Here is a 17,337-nt window from a genome sequence, read left to right on the forward strand (position 1 = left end):
TTATATGTATTTTCCAATTTACGCCCTCCAGCCCACATACGCACAATCAAAACCCGATCAAATGTTGTCCCTGTCACGCCCATGAGGGGACATATCCGGCCCGAGGGCGTTCAGCATCCGCAGGACGGATCAGATCAGCATCCAGCGTTGCGCGAATAACCCGCGATGCCTGCGCAGCGTTCTGGTCGTCGATACCAAGCCGCTCGCGAAGTGTCGCGTTCGTCATCTTCTGACCGCCTACGTATTTGAGCGCGGCATGTTGGTAACACGCTCGCACGGCTTCTTCCGGTGTCATGTCCGCAAATCGGCGTGGTGCAAACAGAACCACGCGCACGGCGTCTCCCTCCATGCGGAAATCCGGTGGGGGCAACTGGTGTAGCTCAACCGCCGAGATCACCTTGTCGATGCCGGTGCCTTGTTCTTCGCAAAGTTTCATCCGCCGCATCAACGACGCAAGGGCTTCATTTCGGGAACGCGGCGGCGAGTCCAAAAACCGGTCGGGGCTAACCAAGGGGGCGCCCGGGTTCGTGATCTCCATTCGATCACTGAACAACTCGATGAGTGGTCCTGCGCCGGTGATTGTCATGTCTTGGTGGATCAATGCGTTGGCGATCAATTCGCGGATCGCTATCGACGGGTAAAGTGGTCGCTCCTCGCGGAATGCTTTACCGATCAGTTCGTTGCGGGGCAGAAGGCCGTCGATGTAATCCACCAGCCCCTGAAATCCCGCTGCATAGCCGCGCTGGCCATCCTGGCGGTGACTCACGTCATCTGCACGTCCGGTGCCGGCATAGGCCACGAAACGGACGCCTTTGCGCTCTACAGAGGGGCCGAAATCGGCAAGTTTCTTGGCATACAGGATTGCACCTAGATTGGTGATGTTCCAACGATCGCTTACATCTTTCTGGATCAGGCGATCCGCCAATAGCCTGTCGAAGATCCCCTGCCTGTTATCCGGCAAGGGCTGGCCCGTAAGATCGAAGTAGTTGGCGTAATTCAGCCGCTCAAGAACATCGTCACCGGTCAGGAACTGGGCCGCGATCCCTGTCTCCCAAGCGTAGGGCTGCAACTTGGCCCAGAGGGCACGCAGGCGTTCCGGATGGTCGGAGAGGCGCGGCGTGGCGCTGCCGATGCGCAAATAGGCTGTGCGGTCAAATTCTACCGGGGCGGTTGCGGCGGCGGGGATGGTCAGCAGGATCAGGCGCCCCCCATCGTGATCGACTTCTTCGAAACGAAACTCGATGCTTGGCGACAGGTGGTTCGCAATCCACAGTTCGAGCGGCTGCCCCTTCTCCTTCTTCACTGTCGGCTCAAAAACCGTGCCGACAGCCGCATGATCACCGTCTCGCACCCCCCAAACCACATAGGCAAAGTGCTGATCGGCCAGACGTGCGGCATTGGACAAGGCCGAGATCAGCTTGCCGATCAACGGTCCGTCAGCATTGTTTTCCTTGAACTCGATCCAGGTGGTTTCCGCTGGTTTGGCGCGCAGATCGTCCACCAGCCTGCGGGTGCGTTCCGCGCTCATGACAGGGTCAAGCGTCATGGTGTGTTCACTTTCTGACCCATCACGATCGGGCAGCGTTTTTCGTAGGCGCATTCCTGTATGTCCCGACGACGCTGATCGTTCGGCTTGGCCGGGCTACCGTTGGTGGCATAAATAATCGAAATGGAGGGAAAACCTTTGATCATTGATCTTTCACTCGCTTATCAAAACGTCTTAAAAATATGCGGGCTGTGATCAGGATTATTTGAAACCGAAAAGCACAATCTTCTTCATCTGATAGACCCGGATGGCTGCCGTGGGGATGCAATCTTGCCCACAACCCCAATACGTATGCGGGTTTGCCTCTGTCGTTCTCCCACTCATTGTATTCGTGAAGTAGGAATGGTCCCGATTTTGTATCTGCAAGATATTGCCTCTTCGCATCATCACTAACCTTAGGATCACATCCAAAATACTCCGCAATTTTGTCCAGCAGTTCCTGATAGAAATCTCGGATCATCGCGTTTGCAGATGACCAATTCCCTTGCGAAAAATTCTGAGTTGCTTGCGCCAAGTGTCCCTTGGCCACATTAAACCCATGCCGATCAAGCAGAGCCTCAACTTCGCTTGTCGCTTCACGAAAGTCTGCCTCAGGCACATCCTCAGGTAGCATCCGCCTTAGGACGATTTTTTTGATCATCCTTGGAGCATCGTCGAAGATTGAAGTTCCGCCCATCGGATCCGGAACCCTTTCTTCCACAAGTTCGAAGCCATCCATTTTCAGACCAGCAACAAGACGCAACCAGACGTCAGGCTTGTTTTGTTTGTCTCGATCGGACGCGGTAGTTGCATGTTCAACCATCGCCCTACGCAGGTCGCAGTTCCCATTGACCGTCGGAACAGAACGCTGTCCCATACTGCTTTTGGCGAACCTAACCAAATCATTGGCCTTCGATGCTACCGATCCAGAGCCACAGAATTCCTCTACACCCCACCCTAAAATAAGAGATGAGAACGCGGCTTGCGTCGACATTTCAGCAATCATCTCGCCCGCTGCCATCAGCGTCATGCTATTGAAGTTGCTCATACGCTCACCTTCGTCGTCATCTTCGTATACATCTCGAACAGCTTTTCCAGCCGTTCGGTGTCGTTGCGGAAGCGGCGGCCGATATAGATGCGTTCCAGAACCTCGTCGTTGTGGTCATGCGCTGCGCGGAGGTTGGCGGGCATTTTCTCGGGGTCGTAGAGGTCGGCGATGGTGGCGGGGAAATGCGCCTCGCGGGCCAGAAGGATGCCTTCTGCCGCCGCTGTCAGGTCGGCGCGGTTCTTTTCGGTCAGTTTCGGGACGGGGAAGGTGTTCCAGCCGAGGGTGTTGGAATAGCTGAAATCAGTTCGCATCCGCACGCAAACCGTGCCGATCCAGACCCAATGCAGACGCGAGGCGATCAGCGCCATGTTCCAGAGCGGAGCGTCGTAGAGGGCAAAAAGTTTGTTGGAAATAATGGTTCCATCAGGGAGAGGTCCACATGGGAGATAGTCGCGGTTCTCGGAACTAATCGCTGCGATCGCGATCACTTTCTCATCGCCCGTTTGGCGACGTTCATCGAATCTATGGGGCCACTTAGCCCCTTTCTGTGTTGCCGACTTTGTACTGGCGAGGCGCATTGCGCGCACAGCCTCAAGTCGCTTCCCAATTGCAGGGATTTCTTTGGCCTGTTCTGCCTCGGCATCCTTTATCCAAAGACAGTATCGCTGCTTCCCCGCAATAAACTCTTCAGAACCAAGAATGGGGCGAATAAATTTTCGCCGCTGTTCTGGGGTTAGAGCCAAGCTTGAAACTTCGTCTGAACTAAACAGCAAATTTCCCCCGTCAACAGGCTTACTACCGAATGTCATTTCGGCCAGCGAGGATAGTGGCTTTGACCGCTTCTCTACGATTACGTTTGCACCATTGATCAAGTAAGCGTTCAGGAATCCGGACTCTTTGACTTCGGTTTCACCGTCCGAAGTTAACGAAAACAGCTTTCTGGTGTGACCAGCGCGGTTTGATATTCCAACTATGACCACGGTCACGCCAGCATTATGGCTGGCCAGGTTCGCCCATTTGAAGTTCGTATGGGCAAAGGCGATCTCGTGCCCTGTCTTGAAGATCAGCGGCCACAGGATCGGCACCTGCTGCCCCTGACAGATCGAGTTGGTGGACACAAAGGCCGACACGGTGGGCGTGTGCAGCCCGTAATCGGCGGCCTTCATGAACCAGCCTGCAACATAGTCGAGCGATTTCCAGCTTTTCGTGCGCCCGTCGAAAATGCGCTGCAAATCCTCTTTCTGTTCGGTGCTTTGCCAGGTTGACCCAAGATAGGGCGGATTCCCGCAGATATAGGTCTCGCCCCCTTCATTCGCGAAGTCGATCTGCGCCTGATCCAGCGGGGACATGAACAGGTCATCGGCCTGAAACTTCACCCCCGTCCCCGTGGGCGGGCAGACCGACAGCCAATCCAGCCGCAGGGCGTTGCCGCAGGTGATCCAGTTCTGCGCGTCCAGAGGCAGGAATTCTGCCAGCGCCTCTTTCTGGCCGCGATAGGTCACGTCGCATTGGTATTCCGCGATGATCAACGCCAGCCGCGCGATCTCGGCCGAGAAATCCCGCAGCTCGATCCCGCGATAGTTGGTCAGGGGAATGTCGGTGCGCCGCAGCGGCTCGCCCCGGCGCTTGTTGATCTCATACTCGATGGCGCGCATTTCCTTGTAGGCGATGACAAGGAAGTTGCCCGACCCGCAGGCGGGATCGAAGACGCGGATCTTGGCCATGCGCGCACGCAGATTGGAGAGCCTCCGCGCGTTGTCGCCCGCCGCCTCCAGTTCCGTCCGCAGGTCATCTAGGAAGAGCGGGTTCAGCACCTTCAGGATGTTCGGCACGGAGGTGTAGTGCATGCCGAGGACCGAGCGTTCCTCCTCATCCGCGACGGCCTGGATCATGGAGCCGAAGATGTCGGGGTTGATCTGGGTCCAGTCGAGGCTGCCGATATGGGACAGGTAGCGCTGCGCGATCTTGGAAAACCGCGGGGCTTCGGTGGACCCCGAGAAGAGCCCACCGTTCACATAGGGAAAGGTGTCGGCCCAGCGGGGCAGCTTGGCCTCGGCCCGTTTGGGGATGGCGGTGTTCATCGCGCGGAAGATTTCGCCGATGACCTGATGCGTGTTCGACCCGTCGCGGTTAGCCATCTGGTCGATGGTGGCGGTGAACAGGTTGTCGCTGACGAAGATGTCGGTGTCTTCGGCGAAGAAGCAGAAGATCAGCCGCGCCATGAAGTGGTTCATGTCGTGGCGTTTTTCCGCGCTGCCCCAGTCGGGGTTGTCCTTGATCAGCTCGATATAGAGCCGGTTGAGGCGGCTGGTCGCCCGGATGTCAAAGGCGCTTTCGCGGATCTGCTTGACGGTGGAGATACCGGCGAGCGGCAGGAAGAAGCCGAAATGGTCGGGGAAATCGGTGTAGCGGCAGGCGATGGTCTCGCCAGTGGTGATATCTTCGGCTTCCAGATCAATGCCATCGGTAGCGAGGATGAACTTGGCCTTAGCGCGGGTGGTGGTTGGGCTGTCGCGCAAGGCGGTGAGCGTTGCCGCGATATCGCCCGGCGCACAGGTCGCAAGGTGGATGTTGTTGGTCTGCAGGACGCCGCCGAGGTCGGACTTGTTCGACGCGCCGGTGCGCAGCCGCTTGATGGTCGTGTCCTTGTTGCCGAAGGCCATGAGGAAGGCATATGGGAACTCGGCAGCATCAAAGGGCTGCTCGGCGAGTTCGGAAACAGCTTGTTCGATTTCAACGGCGTTCATGCGGCTGTCCAGGGGTTGATCAGGTCGATCTCGCAACCCTCGAAGTCAGGCGTATTGCGCGTGGCGACGGTGGCGCCGCAGGCGTGGGCAATGGAAGCGATCTGGCAATCGGCCTGAGCGATCGGTCGCCCGGCGGACCGTCGTGCCGCTGCTATGGTAGCGAAGGACTGCGCGGCGTTGCTGTCGAAGGGCAGAATGCGCCCGGCCAGGTCTTCGCGCAGGATGCGGTCCACGGCGTCAACCAGCGCGGCGCGGTGCTTGCCGTTCCCCATGATTGCGAGGCCAAAGCGCAGTTCCGCCTCCGATATCGAGGTCAGGTAAACGTTGAGCCCTTCCTGAGCCGACAACCAGTGTTCGACCTTGGGCTCCGGGGCCGGGCGCAAAAGCTCGGAGATGACATTCGTGTCGAGGATGATCATGCGTCAGGCCCGGTCGAACGCGGGTGGTTCACGCATGGCCTCACGCTGCGGAAGGTCCAGATCAACGCCGCCCAGAGGCGCGACCCGCGCACGTATCGCCGCGGCAAGATCGTGGGAGGGCTTCGCTTCGCCGACGACGTGGCGCAAGATCTCGCGCGCCTCCTCTTCCATTGAACGGCCATGTTCGGCTGCGCGGATGCGAAGGCGGCGCTTCACGTCATCGTCAAGGTTCCGGATGGTAATGCTTGCCATGATGTCCTCCTGAGAGGAGTGTAATCATCGCAATCAATGCGATCAAGCGCAAACGCGTTCATGTTGTGACAAGACGGGAGAGGTTACCGTCCGATAGTGCTCAATGCGCACCCTTCCAAACATCCCTCAGCTGGTCACTTCTGATTTTAAGATACCAGGCACCCACACCTGTTCGACCCCACGTCTTCCGTCTTTCCGACCAAGCTGCACCACGACATCGATGCTGGAGGCGGCATAGCGCCTTACCTCCTCAAAACTCATATTGATGCCCACCGACATGACCATGAGGGCAAGGCGGTCGAGCGCCTTCTGCGCGGTATCGGCGTGAATTGTGGTGAAAGAGCCGGAATGGCCGGTGTTGATCGCGTCGAGGAAGGTCTTGCACTCATCGCCGCGCAATTCGCCAAGAATTATCCGGTCAGGACGCATGCGCAAAGAGGTCTCCAGCAATTTGGCCGCGGTGCGTTCACTTGAGGGGATACGGTCAGCCTTGAGCATCGCGCGATTGGGCTGTGGAGGAAAGAGCTCGAATGCGTCCTCGATGGTCACGATACGTTCCGCCTCGGTCACCAGCGCGAGAAGTGCCCGGGCAAAAGTCGTTTTGCCCGTGGACGTCCCGCCGCTGATCATGATGTTCAACCGCTCATCGATGCAGAGTTTCATGGCGGCTCGAATATCCCCCGCCTGCGTCAGTGCGATCACCCGTTCGGCTTTTGCCTGTCGTTCGGCATCCAAATCCACCAGTGCACCGTGCAACAGACCGATGTCGCCCAAGGTGAGTTGGTCTTCACTGTAGCGGCGCAAGGTGATCGACGGCCCGCCATCCACGACCGGTGGATAGACGACCTGTGCCCGGATCGGCTTGCCGTTCATCTCGATCTTGCCGGAGACGAGCGGCTTTTTCTCGCTGATCTGTCCGTGGGTGGCGCTGGCAATGGATGTTGCAAGGTCCCGAGCTTGGGAAGGGGAGTAAAACACACCTTCGAGGCCGACCATATGCTCAGCCCCCCGGGTTTCCACCCAGACCTTTCCATCGGGATTGACCGCTATTTCGACCACGCAGGGATCGGCGAGCGGTGCAGCCAGAGGTTTTAGATAGGTCGAAAGAAAACTGGTTTTTTCTGCCGACGGGTTCATGGCTGGCCGCCTGTGCGTTTCAGGTTTGTGTTGTTTTGAGACACGCGGCCTCTCCCTTCGGTCGAACGCGTGTTTCGGCACATGATTATTTTGTCGAACCTGAAACGCACTCAATAGAACTCGAGATCACGGTCGACGATCACACTGATCGCAGCACCTGGCTGGACCGAGATAACCGGAGGCAGGGTGGCATATTCGCCGATCACCGCATTGGTGGTCTGCGAAAAACTGCCCGCGACATCCTCGGCAATTTCTGATCCGGTCTCGGAGCTGGCCTCGGATGCGGCGATTGCCGGTCCTGCGCCGATGATCGAGAGCAATGCAGCTGTGCCAAAGCGCAGCCCAAAGCGGGAGTTCACGGAGCCCGTCACGCCCGAGCGGCCCTGATCGTCCGCGCCAAATGCGGCGAGCTGAACCGATTGCCCCTCGGGTGTGACGATGCGTGACCAGCCAACCAGAATGCGGGCCTGGCCCAAAGAGACATTCGAATTGTAGGTCCCGAAGAGGCGGGAGCCTTCGGGAATGAGAACGCGGGACTGATCGAAACTCCAGACCGGGTAGTTCACGATGGCGGTAATCTGTCCGGGCAATGTGGATTCGATGGCGGTTTCCAGTGACGCTTGAATGAGCGTGCCCTGCAGAACCGTATTGGAAGGATTGGCGATTACCTCCGCTGTCGCGACTTGAACGGGCTGGGCACCGTCCAACACGAAGGCGCGCGCCGCCGCATCTCCGACCGCGGGCCCCCTCTCGGGGTCGGATGCCGGACTGCCCGTCTGTCCGCCCGCATCAAAGATCACCCCTTCGGACCGGATTTGTGTGTCGCGCAGCGCCGCCGCCTTGGCACGCCGACGGTCCAGTTCAGCCCGCCGCGCGGCTTCCTCGGCGGCGAGCTGATCCCTCTCGGTTTGCGCGCGTAGAGCGTCACTCATACCGTCATCGATCTGCTGTTGCAGGTCGTCGTTCTGGCGCTGCAGTCCGAGCATTTGCTCCATCAACTGCTCCATCCGGCCATCGGCAACACGCGCGCGTGCGGCAACCTCATCAGCGATACGCTTTTGCGCTTCAAGATCGGCTTCTGCCAACCGGGTGTCCATCTCGCTTTGCATCTGGGCGATAAGCGCCGTGTTCTGTTCCTGGACCGAGCGCAGCGCTTCGGCCAGCTCGGCGGAATTGTCGGGGGCAGGGGCCTCGGCCAGTCTTGCCAACTGGGCTTGTAGGGCGACCACGTCGCTCGCAAGCTTGGCGTTCTGTTCCTCGAGGGCTTGGCGCTGCGCCGCGAGTTCATCCTCGATTGGTCCGGGATCGAACCTCGGCGCTGATCTTTGTTCGGTCGGTTCAGCGTCAACTGTCATGCGGCCGAACCCGTCACCGTCGACCTGATCCTGAAAGTCGTCGGCTTTCGATGTTTCAACGGCAGACGTGATGCCGCTGCCTTGCACAAGCGGGTAGGCAATGATGGCGGTCCCTGCCAGAAGCAACGCACCCAAACCAAGCCTGAGCCCGAGAGATGCGCGCCGCTTGGGTGCGAAGCTGTATTCCTTTTCCCCGGTTTTCTCGTCGCTCATGATCAGAACTCCCGTCCACGCAGGGCGGCCACGGCAGCAGCCTCGGTCGTGAACCCACCAGTTTCACGGGTAATGCAGATATGATCGTCGCCCATGCGGATCGTGTAGGCGTCCCGCACGCCGGTGACCCGCACGACCGCACCTTGCGTCTGGCTGTTCTGGGTGATCTCGTAGCCTTGGGCGTTCAAGCCGAAGATCGAGGGCCGCACGCCGGGCCGGAATTCAAAGAAGGTCGAGCGCCCATCATTCCAGACCCGCACCGGGCGGATCGCACCGCTGCCCGCGAACTGATAGCCGGTATCTCGGCCTCCAGCCGCAAGCTGGCGCCCGGCGGGGCGCTCGTCGGGAAAGTTTACGACGACCCGGAAAGACTGTGTCCGCGAGCGTCCCTCTGTCAGATAGAAGGCGATAGCGCGGCGGTTGGTAAAGATCGTCAGGTTTGTCGCGGCCCGAGCCTCGACAGGCTTGATCGAGATCGTATTGCGGTTTGACAGAACCTCCACTTCATAGGACGCGGAGTCACCGATCAGGACTTGATTGATCCGTTCGCCGGGACCGAGTTCGATTGACGTGTTTACCCGAAGGTGGGTGTCGATCCGGATCACATCCGTAGGGTTGAAGGTCACGTGGCGAACGCGGGCGTCCTGACCCATGGTGACCGGTGCGCGCTCGGCCAAAGCGGGCGTTCCGAGCAACCCGCCGACCGTTGCGATGGCAATTATAAAGGTTTTCATGAACTATTCTCGTGTCAGTGTTTCGGCATCGACCCGGTAAGCGGTCACCGAGAAGCCAAGGGGATTTTCCCAAACGCGTGTCAGGGAGCGTTCGCGGCGGGGGGCAAACTCAAACCCTACGGTGGCGATGAATGTTTGCGTGACGGGGGTCTGGTTGGGTCGGGTGAGGCGTTTGTCGAACCGGATCTGAGCCACTTCGTCCTGCAGGAAGGTGATCGCCCGCACGCGGACATCGACCTGCGCATTCGCGCCGTAGCTGCGCGGTGGATAATTCTCGGACCCCGCGGTCCAGAGTTCTATCAGCGAGGCGCGGGCGGGCCCACTGGAGCGCCGCTGGACACTTTCGAGCCGTTCTTGAATGCCGTTCCTGAAATAGCTTTCGCGGTCGCTGATATAACTGACAAGCAGGGATTCCTTGATCGCTTCCTCATCGGTGATACCAGTCGGCTGAACCTGATAGATGCGTTCTGCTGCACCCGACGTGCTGTCGACGAGGACGGTAAACACTTCGGTTTCGCGCAGGGGCAACATAACCGTAATGGTCAGGGCCAACAGCACGGATACGGCGCAGGAACAGCCCGCAACGATCCATGCGGCGCGCGCTGCCCGGCGCGGACCCATCACCAAATCGATATCGAAATCACTCATGACTATCCCTTCTTCATCTTTCCGGCGAGCTTGACCGCACCGCCCGCATAGCTCCCGGCGCGGGCCGCGCTGGACGATCGGTCGGAGACGCCTTGTCCCTGAAGTCCTGCATTGAAGCCCCGTCGCATGTCATCTCCGCCCCGGATCGCGGCACCGGTATTGCGCCACGCGTTCCCGGGCATCCGCGCGGCATTTGCACCGATCGAGGCGAGGCCGATGTTCGTGGCGGCAAGCCCTTGCGCGAAAGTTGGCACGAGCAACATCAGGCCGGCGCCGATCATCATCACCACGACGAACGAAATCGCGTCCCCGAGTGTTTCGACGCTGTCGAGGCTCCCCGGCGCGACGGCGTTGCCAGTGGCAATGGTAAATCCTGCCATGGCAGCCACGAACAGCGGCACAAAGGAAAAGCCGATGGCGAGTTTGACCCAGGCCTCGAACAGCGGCGCGGATTGTTTGAACAAGGTGCAGGCCACGGCCACAGGTGCGATAGCGATCAATACCGCCAACATGATCTTGGCAGCCGACAGAACGATGATGGTGATCGTCGCCATGGCGGCGGCCACAAGAAACATGACCACGCTGGTCATGGCACCGGCCAGCCAGCCTCCATTCTGGCTGATCGCCTGTCCGACATTCAGGGCTTGGGAGTAGAGATCGTCGATTCCATCATAAAGGTTCCCAACTGTGCCGCCTGACAGTGAGTTCAGTATCCCCGCGCCGAGCTCCGCCGGGGCGTTTGTCAAAGCGTCATAGGGGACAGAGAGGTTCGCGAAGGTCAGGAACACGTTCACCAACGCCAAACGCAGACCAAGGGCGACGATCGTTGCACGCGTAAGTTCAACGCTTTGGATCAGCAAATTAGCACCAACGAGGATCGTTACTAATACGGACGCTGCTCGCACCACGGGGCGCACAGCTGCAACGGTGTTATCATAGGTATCAGCTGCGACACCTGCCACAGTCGCGTCGACCATGGTCAATACGTCCGCGATGATCGCCATTACGCGCCACAGCTTTCTTCGCGAAAGGTTGCATACCGTTGATCAATGGCATTCCAATCAGCGTTTCGATACCGGCGCATGGTATTGAAATCCGCCGCTGTGAGCGCATGCGCAGGCTTGTCGACCCGTTCTGTTGTGAACGCATCGAGCGACCCGAGATCATAGATGCAGCCGCAGAAGCCCTGCGACATTGCAAGCTCTCTCAGGTCGGTGCCGAAGCCCCGTCGAACCGCTCCACGGAAAATCTCGTTGCCGAAAAACTCAGTGTCCGGATAGCTGAAGGTGCAGGTTTGCGGCTTCGGGAACATCAAAAGCCCTCTTGCCTGTACCTCGCGCATGAGATCGAGGAGGCGCTCTTCCTCCCCATTTTCGGTGGCAGTGACGACCTCCCCGAGCAACGTATCGTCGGGCAGGTCTTGCAAGTCTTCCGCCCAGGCACTGCCTGCTAGGGCGATGAAAACTGCAAGTGCTTTGAGTGATGTATTCAAGGGTCAGTCCTCGGCGCCGGAGAAATCAAAGAAGGAGCGTGTGCGGGCCTGCTCGGCCGCGAAATCAATGCCGTTTTGACCTTGCGCCAAGCCTTGGGCGGCATTCAGGCGCCACATCTGGCCCAGCATGTAATTCGTCTCCGCGGCCATACGCGTGTTGAGATCGATCGATTCCTTGAGCGTTTCCTGTTCGCCAATCGCTTCCACCAGCCCATCGATACGCTCGATGCTCTGGGCGGCTTCCTCGTAGGAAATTTGGGCTTGCCCGATAACCATGGCATTGGCAGCCGCCAGATCGGCTATGGCAGCGCCTTGCGGGTTCCCGGCGTCGTTCAGCTCGGTGAGCTTTTCCGAGGTGAACCCCGCACTGGCCATGGTCTCGCGCATGGCATCTGCGGCGCGGCGCTCACCCATGGTGACGTCGCCATCGAGCAGATCGTCCAGCAGGCTGTCAAAATCCCCGAGCGACAGACTGTCCATGAAACCCGATAGATCGGTGATCTTCTGGGCACGGGCACGCAGGTCCTCCACATCGTTGTAGAGGGCTCCGATTTCATTCAGGCCGGTAATTGAACCCAGGACGTCATCAAGAAGGCCCTGAATATCAGTGAGGCGCTCGATCTGGGTACGCAATTCCTCGATTTGCTGGAGCTGGTTTTCCGCATCGCGCAGCGCGGCCTGCAGCTGCTCGATATTCTGCGCGAGGTTCGATCCATCGATCACAGGCACACCCTGAGCGAAGGCTGGGGGCGGGTGTGCCGCCATGAGCGTGCCCGCGACAATAATTGCGGCAATGCGGGTGTCAGCCCTCATCGGAATACCTCCAGAAAGTGGATTGCTCCAGGTGATCGGCGGCCTCGGTCAAACCTTGTGCCGCTTCGACTTTCACGTGGGCCGCGCGCAGACGCAGCGTCAGCGCCATGAGCCGCGCCCGTTCAGCAAGCATATAGGTGGAGCGGTCCAGCGCCTCTTTTGCGTTATCGGGCGGATCTTCACGCAAAAGCGCCGCGATCCTCGTCATGGCCTGATCGATCTGGGTGCCCATGTAGGCGCCATAGCCGACCGAGGCATCCGCCCAGTTGCCCCAGGCGGCCGAGGCACCATCGAAGCCCGCCAGTGACCCCGTCATGTCGACGCCGGTGATGGTGCCAAGATAGTCGTTGTAATAGCCGTTGATGCGCCGGACGTAGGTCTGGGTTTCCTCGAAAGGAGGCACACCACCATATTCGAGAACACGGCCGGGGCCTGCATTATAGGCCGCCAGAGCGTGATCAATCCGACCGAAGCGGTTCAGTTGCGTGAGAATGTAGCGTGCGCCACCGTCCAGGTTTTCCCAAGGATCATACGGGTTCACAGCGAGATCCGATGCTGTGCCCGGCATCAGCTGGCAAAAACCGCGCGCACCCACGTGGGAGACGGCTGCATTGTTGAAACGACTTTCCTGCTTGATCAGTGACTGAAACAAGATACGCCATGTCAGTGGCGTCAGACCGGCGGCCGCAACACCGGGATGACCCTCATAGCGCCGCGCCACCGTGATGATCATGCGCTCCACGTCGCTTGGCTCACCGAAGAGGCGATCGGCATCAGGATGATCTTCCTGGGCTGGGTAAGTCTCTGCAGCGCTCGCCCAGCCAGGCCCACCAGCCTCGAACCCACTCAGGTCGGTGACACCGGTGGTCTCCGCAAGGAAACGCTCATAGGCTTCAAGCTGCTCTTGATAGATATCCGCTTGTTCCTCGCGGGCATCGCGCTTCTGGCCCTGCCGCAAGGCGTCGCGTGCGAGCTCTTCGACGCGAGACACAGCGCGGGCAAGGTTGGAGCCATCGATCACTGGCACGCCCTGCGCGGAGGCAAGCGAGCCAAGACCCAAGGCCAACGGAATCGCCATTCTAGAAGCTCTGGAAATCACAATGCGCATTCCGTGAAACAAGGTCGGGAGCAGGGGCCGAGAACGCCATAACGGGCCGCTCAAAACAGGGCGATCGCACGCCTGTTGATGCACCTTCGCAAGCGCTCAGGACCGTCATGGCGACCAACAGAAAAAATCGTGCTTTCACATCATGTCCTTCCAGAATTCTTCTTTCTTGCGCCAATCAGCAGGCGCCTTTTCCTCGCCGGTCTTGCCGCCACCAAGAACAGTAACCAGACCGCCCAAGCCTGCGAGATCGGTATTGACGAACACGCTGTCGGCGCCAGAACGGATCAATGCCAGCCGCAACCCGGCTGTCGGGCTGGAAAGAAAATCCGCCTCGCGCGCGTTCAGGCGCAGGATGCTGTAATCCTCCGGATTTGCCCGTGGATTGGGAAACAGGATCTGGGTTGCCACACTTTCCGCGATGATCTGGCCGACCGAACTTTGGTCCAGATGACCCGGTGCCTGGGTCAACATCATCACCACGCAGTTGCGCTTGCGCATGGTAACCAGCCAGTCATGGAGACGCTTGACGAAGATATCGTCAGCCAACATCTTCCACGCCTCGTCGATCACAATGATCGTTGGTCTGCGATCCTCGATCACGCGCTCGATACGGCGGAAGAGATAGGCGAGCAGGGCGGAGCGTTCTGCGTCCTGGTCCAGAAGTTCGGTCATGTCGAGACCAAGGACATCCTCGCCAATGGCAATCGACTGGGCACTGGGCCTTGAGAAAAGCCAACCGTACCGGCCGACTTCTGTCCATTCCCGTACGCGGGACACCAGGTCGCCATCATCATCGGTAGAGGCCACGAGACTTGCCAAACCGTCGAAGGTTCTGAGGCCTGGCTCCGCGGCGGCGATCTGACGAACCGCCTCGTTCAGCGCGACAGTCTGGACCGTTTCGAGTGGACGGTGACGGGCCAGAATGTCGCCGAGCCAATCTGTCAGCCAGGCGACCCCCCGCGCATCGGTCTCCGTGGTCATCGGGTTAAAGCCCGTGGGCTGGCCCACTTTGATTTCGCTGTAGCTGCCACCCAAAGCGCGGATCGCCATCTCCAACCCCTGATCCTTGTCGAAAACGATAACCCGCGCACCCACTCTGCGGGCCTGCGCCATGAGAAAAGCCGTGCCGAGTGTCTTGCCGGACCCGGTGCGGCCCAGAACAAGGGTGTGCCCGACGCTTGGCTCATCGGTCCGGCGCCCCGCTTCGTGAAAGTTGAACCGGTAGAGGCTGGAGGTCACGGTCGGGAAGGCCGTGATCGTCTTGCCCCATGGGCTGGCCTCGGGTCCGCGCCCCGGCCTTGTCTTGTGAAACGCTGCAAGTTCCGCGAAATTGTGCGACGAAACGATCCCGTCACGGATCCGGTAGGCCCAGTTTCCCGGCGCTTGCGCGAAATAGAGTGCCTTTGCGGCCCAGGATTCCCGGACCAGAACGGCACCGGTCTCTTGCCCCGCCCGCCAGATCTCGGAAGCTGCCTGTTCCAGTTCCTCGGCGCTGTCACAGAAGACCTGCACGGAGGCGTGATGTGTCCCAAAGGTCGACCGGCCGGATGCCACGGCGTCGGCGGCTTCGATCAATTGCTCTGTCAGGCTGACACCAGCATCCTCGGAGGCACCCCGCTGGCGAAAGGTGCGTTGAATGCGCTCAACCATCTCATTGGCGCGCCGCGGCGTGAAAGAGTTGGTGATCGTGATGTCATAGGGCAGTTCCAACGCGTCAAGCATGGTTGGCCAGGTGCGACTGGGATAGGATTTTATCCCGAAAATCGCGCCGTATCGTGCGCTGTCGCCGCTTTCCAGCCGCATGGTTTTGCCTTGAAAGCTGACGTCGAAATTGCTCATCGTGTCAGCCAACAGTTGCCCGGGGGCCGCGATGATCTTGCCGTAGCTCTGTCCGTGTACCGCGGCCAACACTGCAAGCCAGTCCCCACTCGAGACTGTCAGGCGCGCTGCGCCTGCGTCGGAATACATCGCCATGAGCAGCGTCATGGCCTCTTCCAGGGCAACAATTCGCGTATCGATGTCTTTCTGGAAATCGCGGCCCCCGCCTAGGGCACCCAGAACCTTCGAGAATGCCTGCGGCATCGACGGACGCATCAATACTGTCAGCATCAAGGTGCGGGCTTTCAGGTCACGTGCGCGCAGGCTTCTCTGCCACGCCGCGTCTACCGCATTTGCAAAAGGCATACCGTCAGGCGCAGCAAGGTCCGCGACATCCGGGCGTGATACCTTGCTGATGTGGAAACCGAAACGCTCGCCCAACTGACTGACGATCCGGGCAAAGCCTTCACTGATCTCATCGATCCGGGTGTCATCGCTGGTGAAGCTGTCGATCCCGCCAAGCGTGACCGACGCCATCAGATCACCCTGCCGCGTCAGGATGACATTGTCTCGCACCGCAGCAATGTAAGGTAGGTGCCGCCCAAGACGCTCGGCTTTCAAGACCTTGTCCCCAAGTGCATCCCGAACAGCGTTGTTTGCAATCAACCCCCGAAACTCATGCGACATAGAGATCGCCCCCATCGCGGGATCGCACACTCGTTCGCGGTGTGCGCGACATCACCACGTTCAAAATCTGGAACAGATGTGGATTGCGGTCTGCGACCAGCCAAAGCGGTGGGTAGCCCGCGAGGAAAACCAGCAGGAACCGCATGTCGTCAACCAGAATGAAAGGGATCACGGATGCGAAGACCAGCGCCACGAAATATCCGATCGGGAGACCGAATATCCGTGGCGGCTTGGTCAGCCCCAGAAAGAGTGGTGTGTCGCGCATGAAGGTCTCTGCGGCCGGTCAGATCAAGGAGCCGCAAAGCCGTCGATGATGGTCTCGGCCGAAAAGATCAGCACCACGCCGACAAACACGGCGACGAAGATCGGCCAGTTGAGACGCCCGAAAAACATCATGACACCGGACCCCACAAGAGCGAGCACGCCGAGGCCACGGCCGATCGGACCCGTCACCGCGTCGATGATGTTGTCGATCATGTCAGAGACCGGGCTAAGGTCTTGTGCGAGCGCCGGGGCGGCGGCCACTATCAGCAACGCGGCCAATGCCGCCCGGGTATAGTCGATGCGTTTCATATCTGGTCTCCGATGGATTGGGCATAGACGGCCATGACCTTGCGGACATGGCCTTGGGTTTCGCGGTAGGGGGGAATCCCGCCATGGCGCGCCACGGCTTCGGGGCCGGCATTATAGGCTGCAAGCGCAAGCTGCGGCGTGCCGAAACGATCAAGTTGTGTCAGCAAGTAGCGGGCGGATCCATGCAGGTTTTGCTCAGGATCATGCGGATCGACGCCAAGCACGCGCGCAGTGTCCGGCATCAACTGCCCAAGCCCGATTGCGCCGACATGCGATCGCGCGCCTGGATCAAATGCGCTTTCAATAGCGATGTTCGCGCGAAAGAATGCGAGCCAATCGCGAGAGGACATCCCGGCTCTCCGCAGGGCCGGGTGGTCCACGTAAACCGACCCCACATCAAGGATCATAGTCTCGATCGCAGGGCGGCCCGATGGGACCCGAGGCGGAGACAGGCGTGGTGAATCGAGAGGGACGACCTCAGAGCGTGCGACACCGTCGCTTTGCTCGGGTTGGGGTCTTGCAAAGTCGAGAACGCTACTGGTCAGTCGACCAACACGGTCTGGAGCATCGAGATCGATAACGGATTGTGCATAAGTGGAAGGGCCTGAAAGCCCCCAGAGAACGAGGCTAGCCGCTGGTAGGATACCTTGTCGTCTCAAACTCCCACGTGCCTCTCTCACCTTCTCGGAGAGGGCAGCTGAATACCTTTGCGTCGAGCTCCAGGCAGAAGCTCATGAGCCCTGCTGCGGTCTTGAAGACGCGTGGTTT

Annotated in this window: 18 protein-coding genes; all 18 read right to left on the bottom strand. The window is 59.4% G+C overall.

Going from position 1 to position 17,337, the window contains the following annotated elements; translation table 11 throughout:
- Positions 1 to 73: 73 nt before the first annotated feature.
- The 18 genes from MF268_RS22885 to MF268_RS22970 all read right to left on the bottom strand — a co-directional run bounded on the left by MF268_RS22885 (position 74) and on the right by MF268_RS22970 (position 17,114).
- Positions 74 to 1,546 (bottom strand): ATP-binding protein, encoded by a 1,473-nt coding sequence (locus MF268_RS22885; protein ID WP_082705206.1) that lies wholly within the window; start codon positions 1,544 to 1,546, stop codon positions 74 to 76.
- Entirely contained in the window at positions 1,543 to 1,692 is a 150-nt protein-coding gene (locus MF268_RS22890; RefSeq protein ID WP_238373081.1) for a hypothetical protein, read from the bottom strand. Before MF268_RS22890 ends, MF268_RS22885 begins: the two co-directional genes overlap by 4 nt.
- Complete coding sequence (locus tag MF268_RS22895) at positions 1,689 to 2,573, bottom strand: hypothetical protein (protein WP_068247295.1); 885 nt, start codon at positions 2,571 to 2,573, stop codon at positions 1,689 to 1,691. The genes MF268_RS22890 and MF268_RS22895 overlap by 4 nt, the downstream gene beginning before the upstream one ends.
- Positions 2,570 to 5,320: a class I SAM-dependent DNA methyltransferase gene (locus MF268_RS22900; protein ID WP_238373082.1), complete on the bottom strand. Its 2,751-nt coding sequence runs from the start codon at positions 5,318 to 5,320 to the stop codon at positions 2,570 to 2,572. The genes MF268_RS22895 and MF268_RS22900 overlap by 4 nt, the downstream gene beginning before the upstream one ends.
- The gene (locus tag MF268_RS22905) at positions 5,317 to 5,739 is read right to left on the bottom strand and encodes a type II toxin-antitoxin system VapC family toxin (RefSeq protein ID WP_068247303.1); all 423 of its coding nucleotides are present in this window, start codon (positions 5,737 to 5,739) and stop codon (positions 5,317 to 5,319) included. The genes MF268_RS22900 and MF268_RS22905 overlap by 4 nt, the downstream gene beginning before the upstream one ends.
- Positions 5,740 to 5,742: 3 nt before the next feature.
- Positions 5,743 to 5,991 carry a FitA-like ribbon-helix-helix domain-containing protein gene (locus MF268_RS22910; RefSeq protein ID WP_009819916.1) on the bottom strand — a complete coding sequence of 83 codons (249 nt, stop codon included), beginning with the start codon at positions 5,989 to 5,991 and terminating at the stop codon, positions 5,743 to 5,745.
- 126 nt (positions 5,992 to 6,117) lie between these two features.
- Positions 6,118 to 7,128, bottom strand: coding sequence for a P-type DNA transfer ATPase VirB11 (virB11, locus tag MF268_RS22915; protein WP_238373083.1), 1,011 nt, complete (start codon positions 7,126 to 7,128; stop codon positions 6,118 to 6,120).
- Between the two features lie 110 nt (positions 7,129 to 7,238).
- Positions 7,239 to 8,696 (bottom strand): TraB/TrbI/VirB10 family type IV secretion system protein, encoded by a 1,458-nt coding sequence (locus tag MF268_RS22920; protein ID WP_238373084.1) that lies wholly within the window; start codon positions 8,694 to 8,696, stop codon positions 7,239 to 7,241.
- Between the two features lie 2 nt (positions 8,697 to 8,698).
- Positions 8,699 to 9,430, bottom strand: a complete 732-nt coding sequence (locus MF268_RS22925; protein WP_238373085.1) for a TrbG/VirB9 family P-type conjugative transfer protein — start codon at positions 9,428 to 9,430, stop codon at positions 8,699 to 8,701.
- A 3-nt stretch (positions 9,431 to 9,433) separates the two neighbouring features.
- The gene (locus MF268_RS22930) at positions 9,434 to 10,078 is read right to left on the bottom strand and encodes a VirB8 family type IV secretion system protein (RefSeq protein WP_238373086.1); all 645 of its coding nucleotides are present in this window, start codon (positions 10,076 to 10,078) and stop codon (positions 9,434 to 9,436) included.
- Between the two features lie 2 nt (positions 10,079 to 10,080).
- Complete coding sequence (locus MF268_RS22935; protein ID WP_224557930.1) at positions 10,081 to 11,082, bottom strand: TrbL/VirB6 family protein; 1,002 nt, start codon at positions 11,080 to 11,082, stop codon at positions 10,081 to 10,083.
- Positions 11,082 to 11,570: a hypothetical protein gene (locus MF268_RS22940; protein ID WP_238373087.1), complete on the bottom strand. Its 489-nt coding sequence runs from the start codon at positions 11,568 to 11,570 to the stop codon at positions 11,082 to 11,084. Before MF268_RS22940 ends, MF268_RS22935 begins: the two co-directional genes overlap by 1 nt.
- Before the next feature lie 3 nt (positions 11,571 to 11,573).
- Positions 11,574 to 12,383: a type IV secretion system protein gene (locus MF268_RS22945; RefSeq protein WP_238373088.1), complete on the bottom strand. Its 810-nt coding sequence runs from the start codon at positions 12,381 to 12,383 to the stop codon at positions 11,574 to 11,576.
- Positions 12,373 to 13,461, bottom strand: a complete 1,089-nt coding sequence (locus MF268_RS22950; RefSeq protein ID WP_238373089.1) for a lytic transglycosylase domain-containing protein — start codon at positions 13,459 to 13,461, stop codon at positions 12,373 to 12,375. Before MF268_RS22950 ends, MF268_RS22945 begins: the two co-directional genes overlap by 11 nt.
- 165 nt (positions 13,462 to 13,626) lie before the next feature.
- On the bottom strand, positions 13,627 to 15,996 hold the full coding sequence (locus MF268_RS22955; protein ID WP_238373090.1) for a VirB4 family type IV secretion/conjugal transfer ATPase: 2,370 nt from the start codon (positions 15,994 to 15,996) through the stop codon (positions 13,627 to 13,629).
- Positions 15,986 to 16,261: a VirB3 family type IV secretion system protein gene (locus MF268_RS22960; protein ID WP_238373091.1), complete on the bottom strand. Its 276-nt coding sequence runs from the start codon at positions 16,259 to 16,261 to the stop codon at positions 15,986 to 15,988. Before MF268_RS22960 ends, MF268_RS22955 begins: the two co-directional genes overlap by 11 nt.
- A 23-nt stretch (positions 16,262 to 16,284) precedes the next feature.
- Positions 16,285 to 16,569, bottom strand: a complete 285-nt coding sequence (locus MF268_RS22965) for a TrbC/VirB2 family protein (protein WP_037239483.1) — start codon at positions 16,567 to 16,569, stop codon at positions 16,285 to 16,287.
- Entirely contained in the window at positions 16,566 to 17,114 is a 549-nt protein-coding gene (locus MF268_RS22970) for a lytic transglycosylase domain-containing protein (protein ID WP_375342699.1), read from the bottom strand. Before MF268_RS22970 ends, MF268_RS22965 begins: the two co-directional genes overlap by 4 nt.
- Between the last annotated feature and the right edge of the window lie 223 nt (positions 17,115 to 17,337).

Source organism: Heliomarina baculiformis, assembly GCF_019966545.1.
GTDB classification, from domain to species: Bacteria; Pseudomonadota; Alphaproteobacteria; order Rhodobacterales; family Rhodobacteraceae; genus Heliomarina; species Heliomarina baculiformis.

Excerpts from the sequence above, each read along its gene's own strand:
- MF268_RS22945 (WP_238373088.1), bottom strand. The coding sequence starts at position 12,383 with ATGAGGGCTGACACCCGCATTGCCGCAATTATTGTCGCGGGCACGCTC.
- MF268_RS22965 (WP_037239483.1), bottom strand. The coding sequence starts at position 16,569 with ATGAAACGCATCGACTATACCCGGGCGGCATTGGCCGCGTTGCTGATA.
- MF268_RS22925 (WP_238373085.1), bottom strand. The coding sequence starts at position 9,430 with ATGAAAACCTTTATAATTGCCATCGCAACGGTCGGCGGGTTGCTCGGA.
- MF268_RS22905 (WP_068247303.1), bottom strand. The coding sequence starts at position 5,739 with ATGATCATCCTCGACACGAATGTCATCTCCGAGCTTTTGCGCCCGGCC.
- MF268_RS22960 (WP_238373091.1), bottom strand. The coding sequence starts at position 16,261 with ATGCGCGACACACCACTCTTTCTGGGGCTGACCAAGCCGCCACGGATA.
- MF268_RS22885 (WP_082705206.1), bottom strand. The coding sequence starts at position 1,546 with ATGACGCTTGACCCTGTCATGAGCGCGGAACGCACCCGCAGGCTGGTG.
- MF268_RS22955 (WP_238373090.1), bottom strand. The coding sequence starts at position 15,996 with ATGTCGCATGAGTTTCGGGGGTTGATTGCAAACAACGCTGTTCGGGAT.
- virB11 (WP_238373083.1), bottom strand. The coding sequence starts at position 7,128 with ATGAACCCGTCGGCAGAAAAAACCAGTTTTCTTTCGACCTATCTAAAA.
- MF268_RS22950 (WP_238373089.1), bottom strand. The coding sequence starts at position 13,461 with ATGGCGATTCCGTTGGCCTTGGGTCTTGGCTCGCTTGCCTCCGCGCAG.
- MF268_RS22935 (WP_224557930.1), bottom strand. The coding sequence starts at position 11,082 with ATGGCGATCATCGCGGACGTATTGACCATGGTCGACGCGACTGTGGCA.
- MF268_RS22930 (WP_238373086.1), bottom strand. The coding sequence starts at position 10,078 with ATGAGTGATTTCGATATCGATTTGGTGATGGGTCCGCGCCGGGCAGCG.
- MF268_RS22890 (WP_238373081.1), bottom strand. The coding sequence starts at position 1,692 with ATGATCAAAGGTTTTCCCTCCATTTCGATTATTTATGCCACCAACGGT.
- MF268_RS22920 (WP_238373084.1), bottom strand. The coding sequence starts at position 8,696 with ATGAGCGACGAGAAAACCGGGGAAAAGGAATACAGCTTCGCACCCAAG.
- MF268_RS22895 (WP_068247295.1), bottom strand. The coding sequence starts at position 2,573 with ATGAGCAACTTCAATAGCATGACGCTGATGGCAGCGGGCGAGATGATT.
- MF268_RS22910 (WP_009819916.1), bottom strand. The coding sequence starts at position 5,991 with ATGGCAAGCATTACCATCCGGAACCTTGACGATGACGTGAAGCGCCGC.
- MF268_RS22900 (WP_238373082.1), bottom strand. The coding sequence starts at position 5,320 with ATGAACGCCGTTGAAATCGAACAAGCTGTTTCCGAACTCGCCGAGCAG.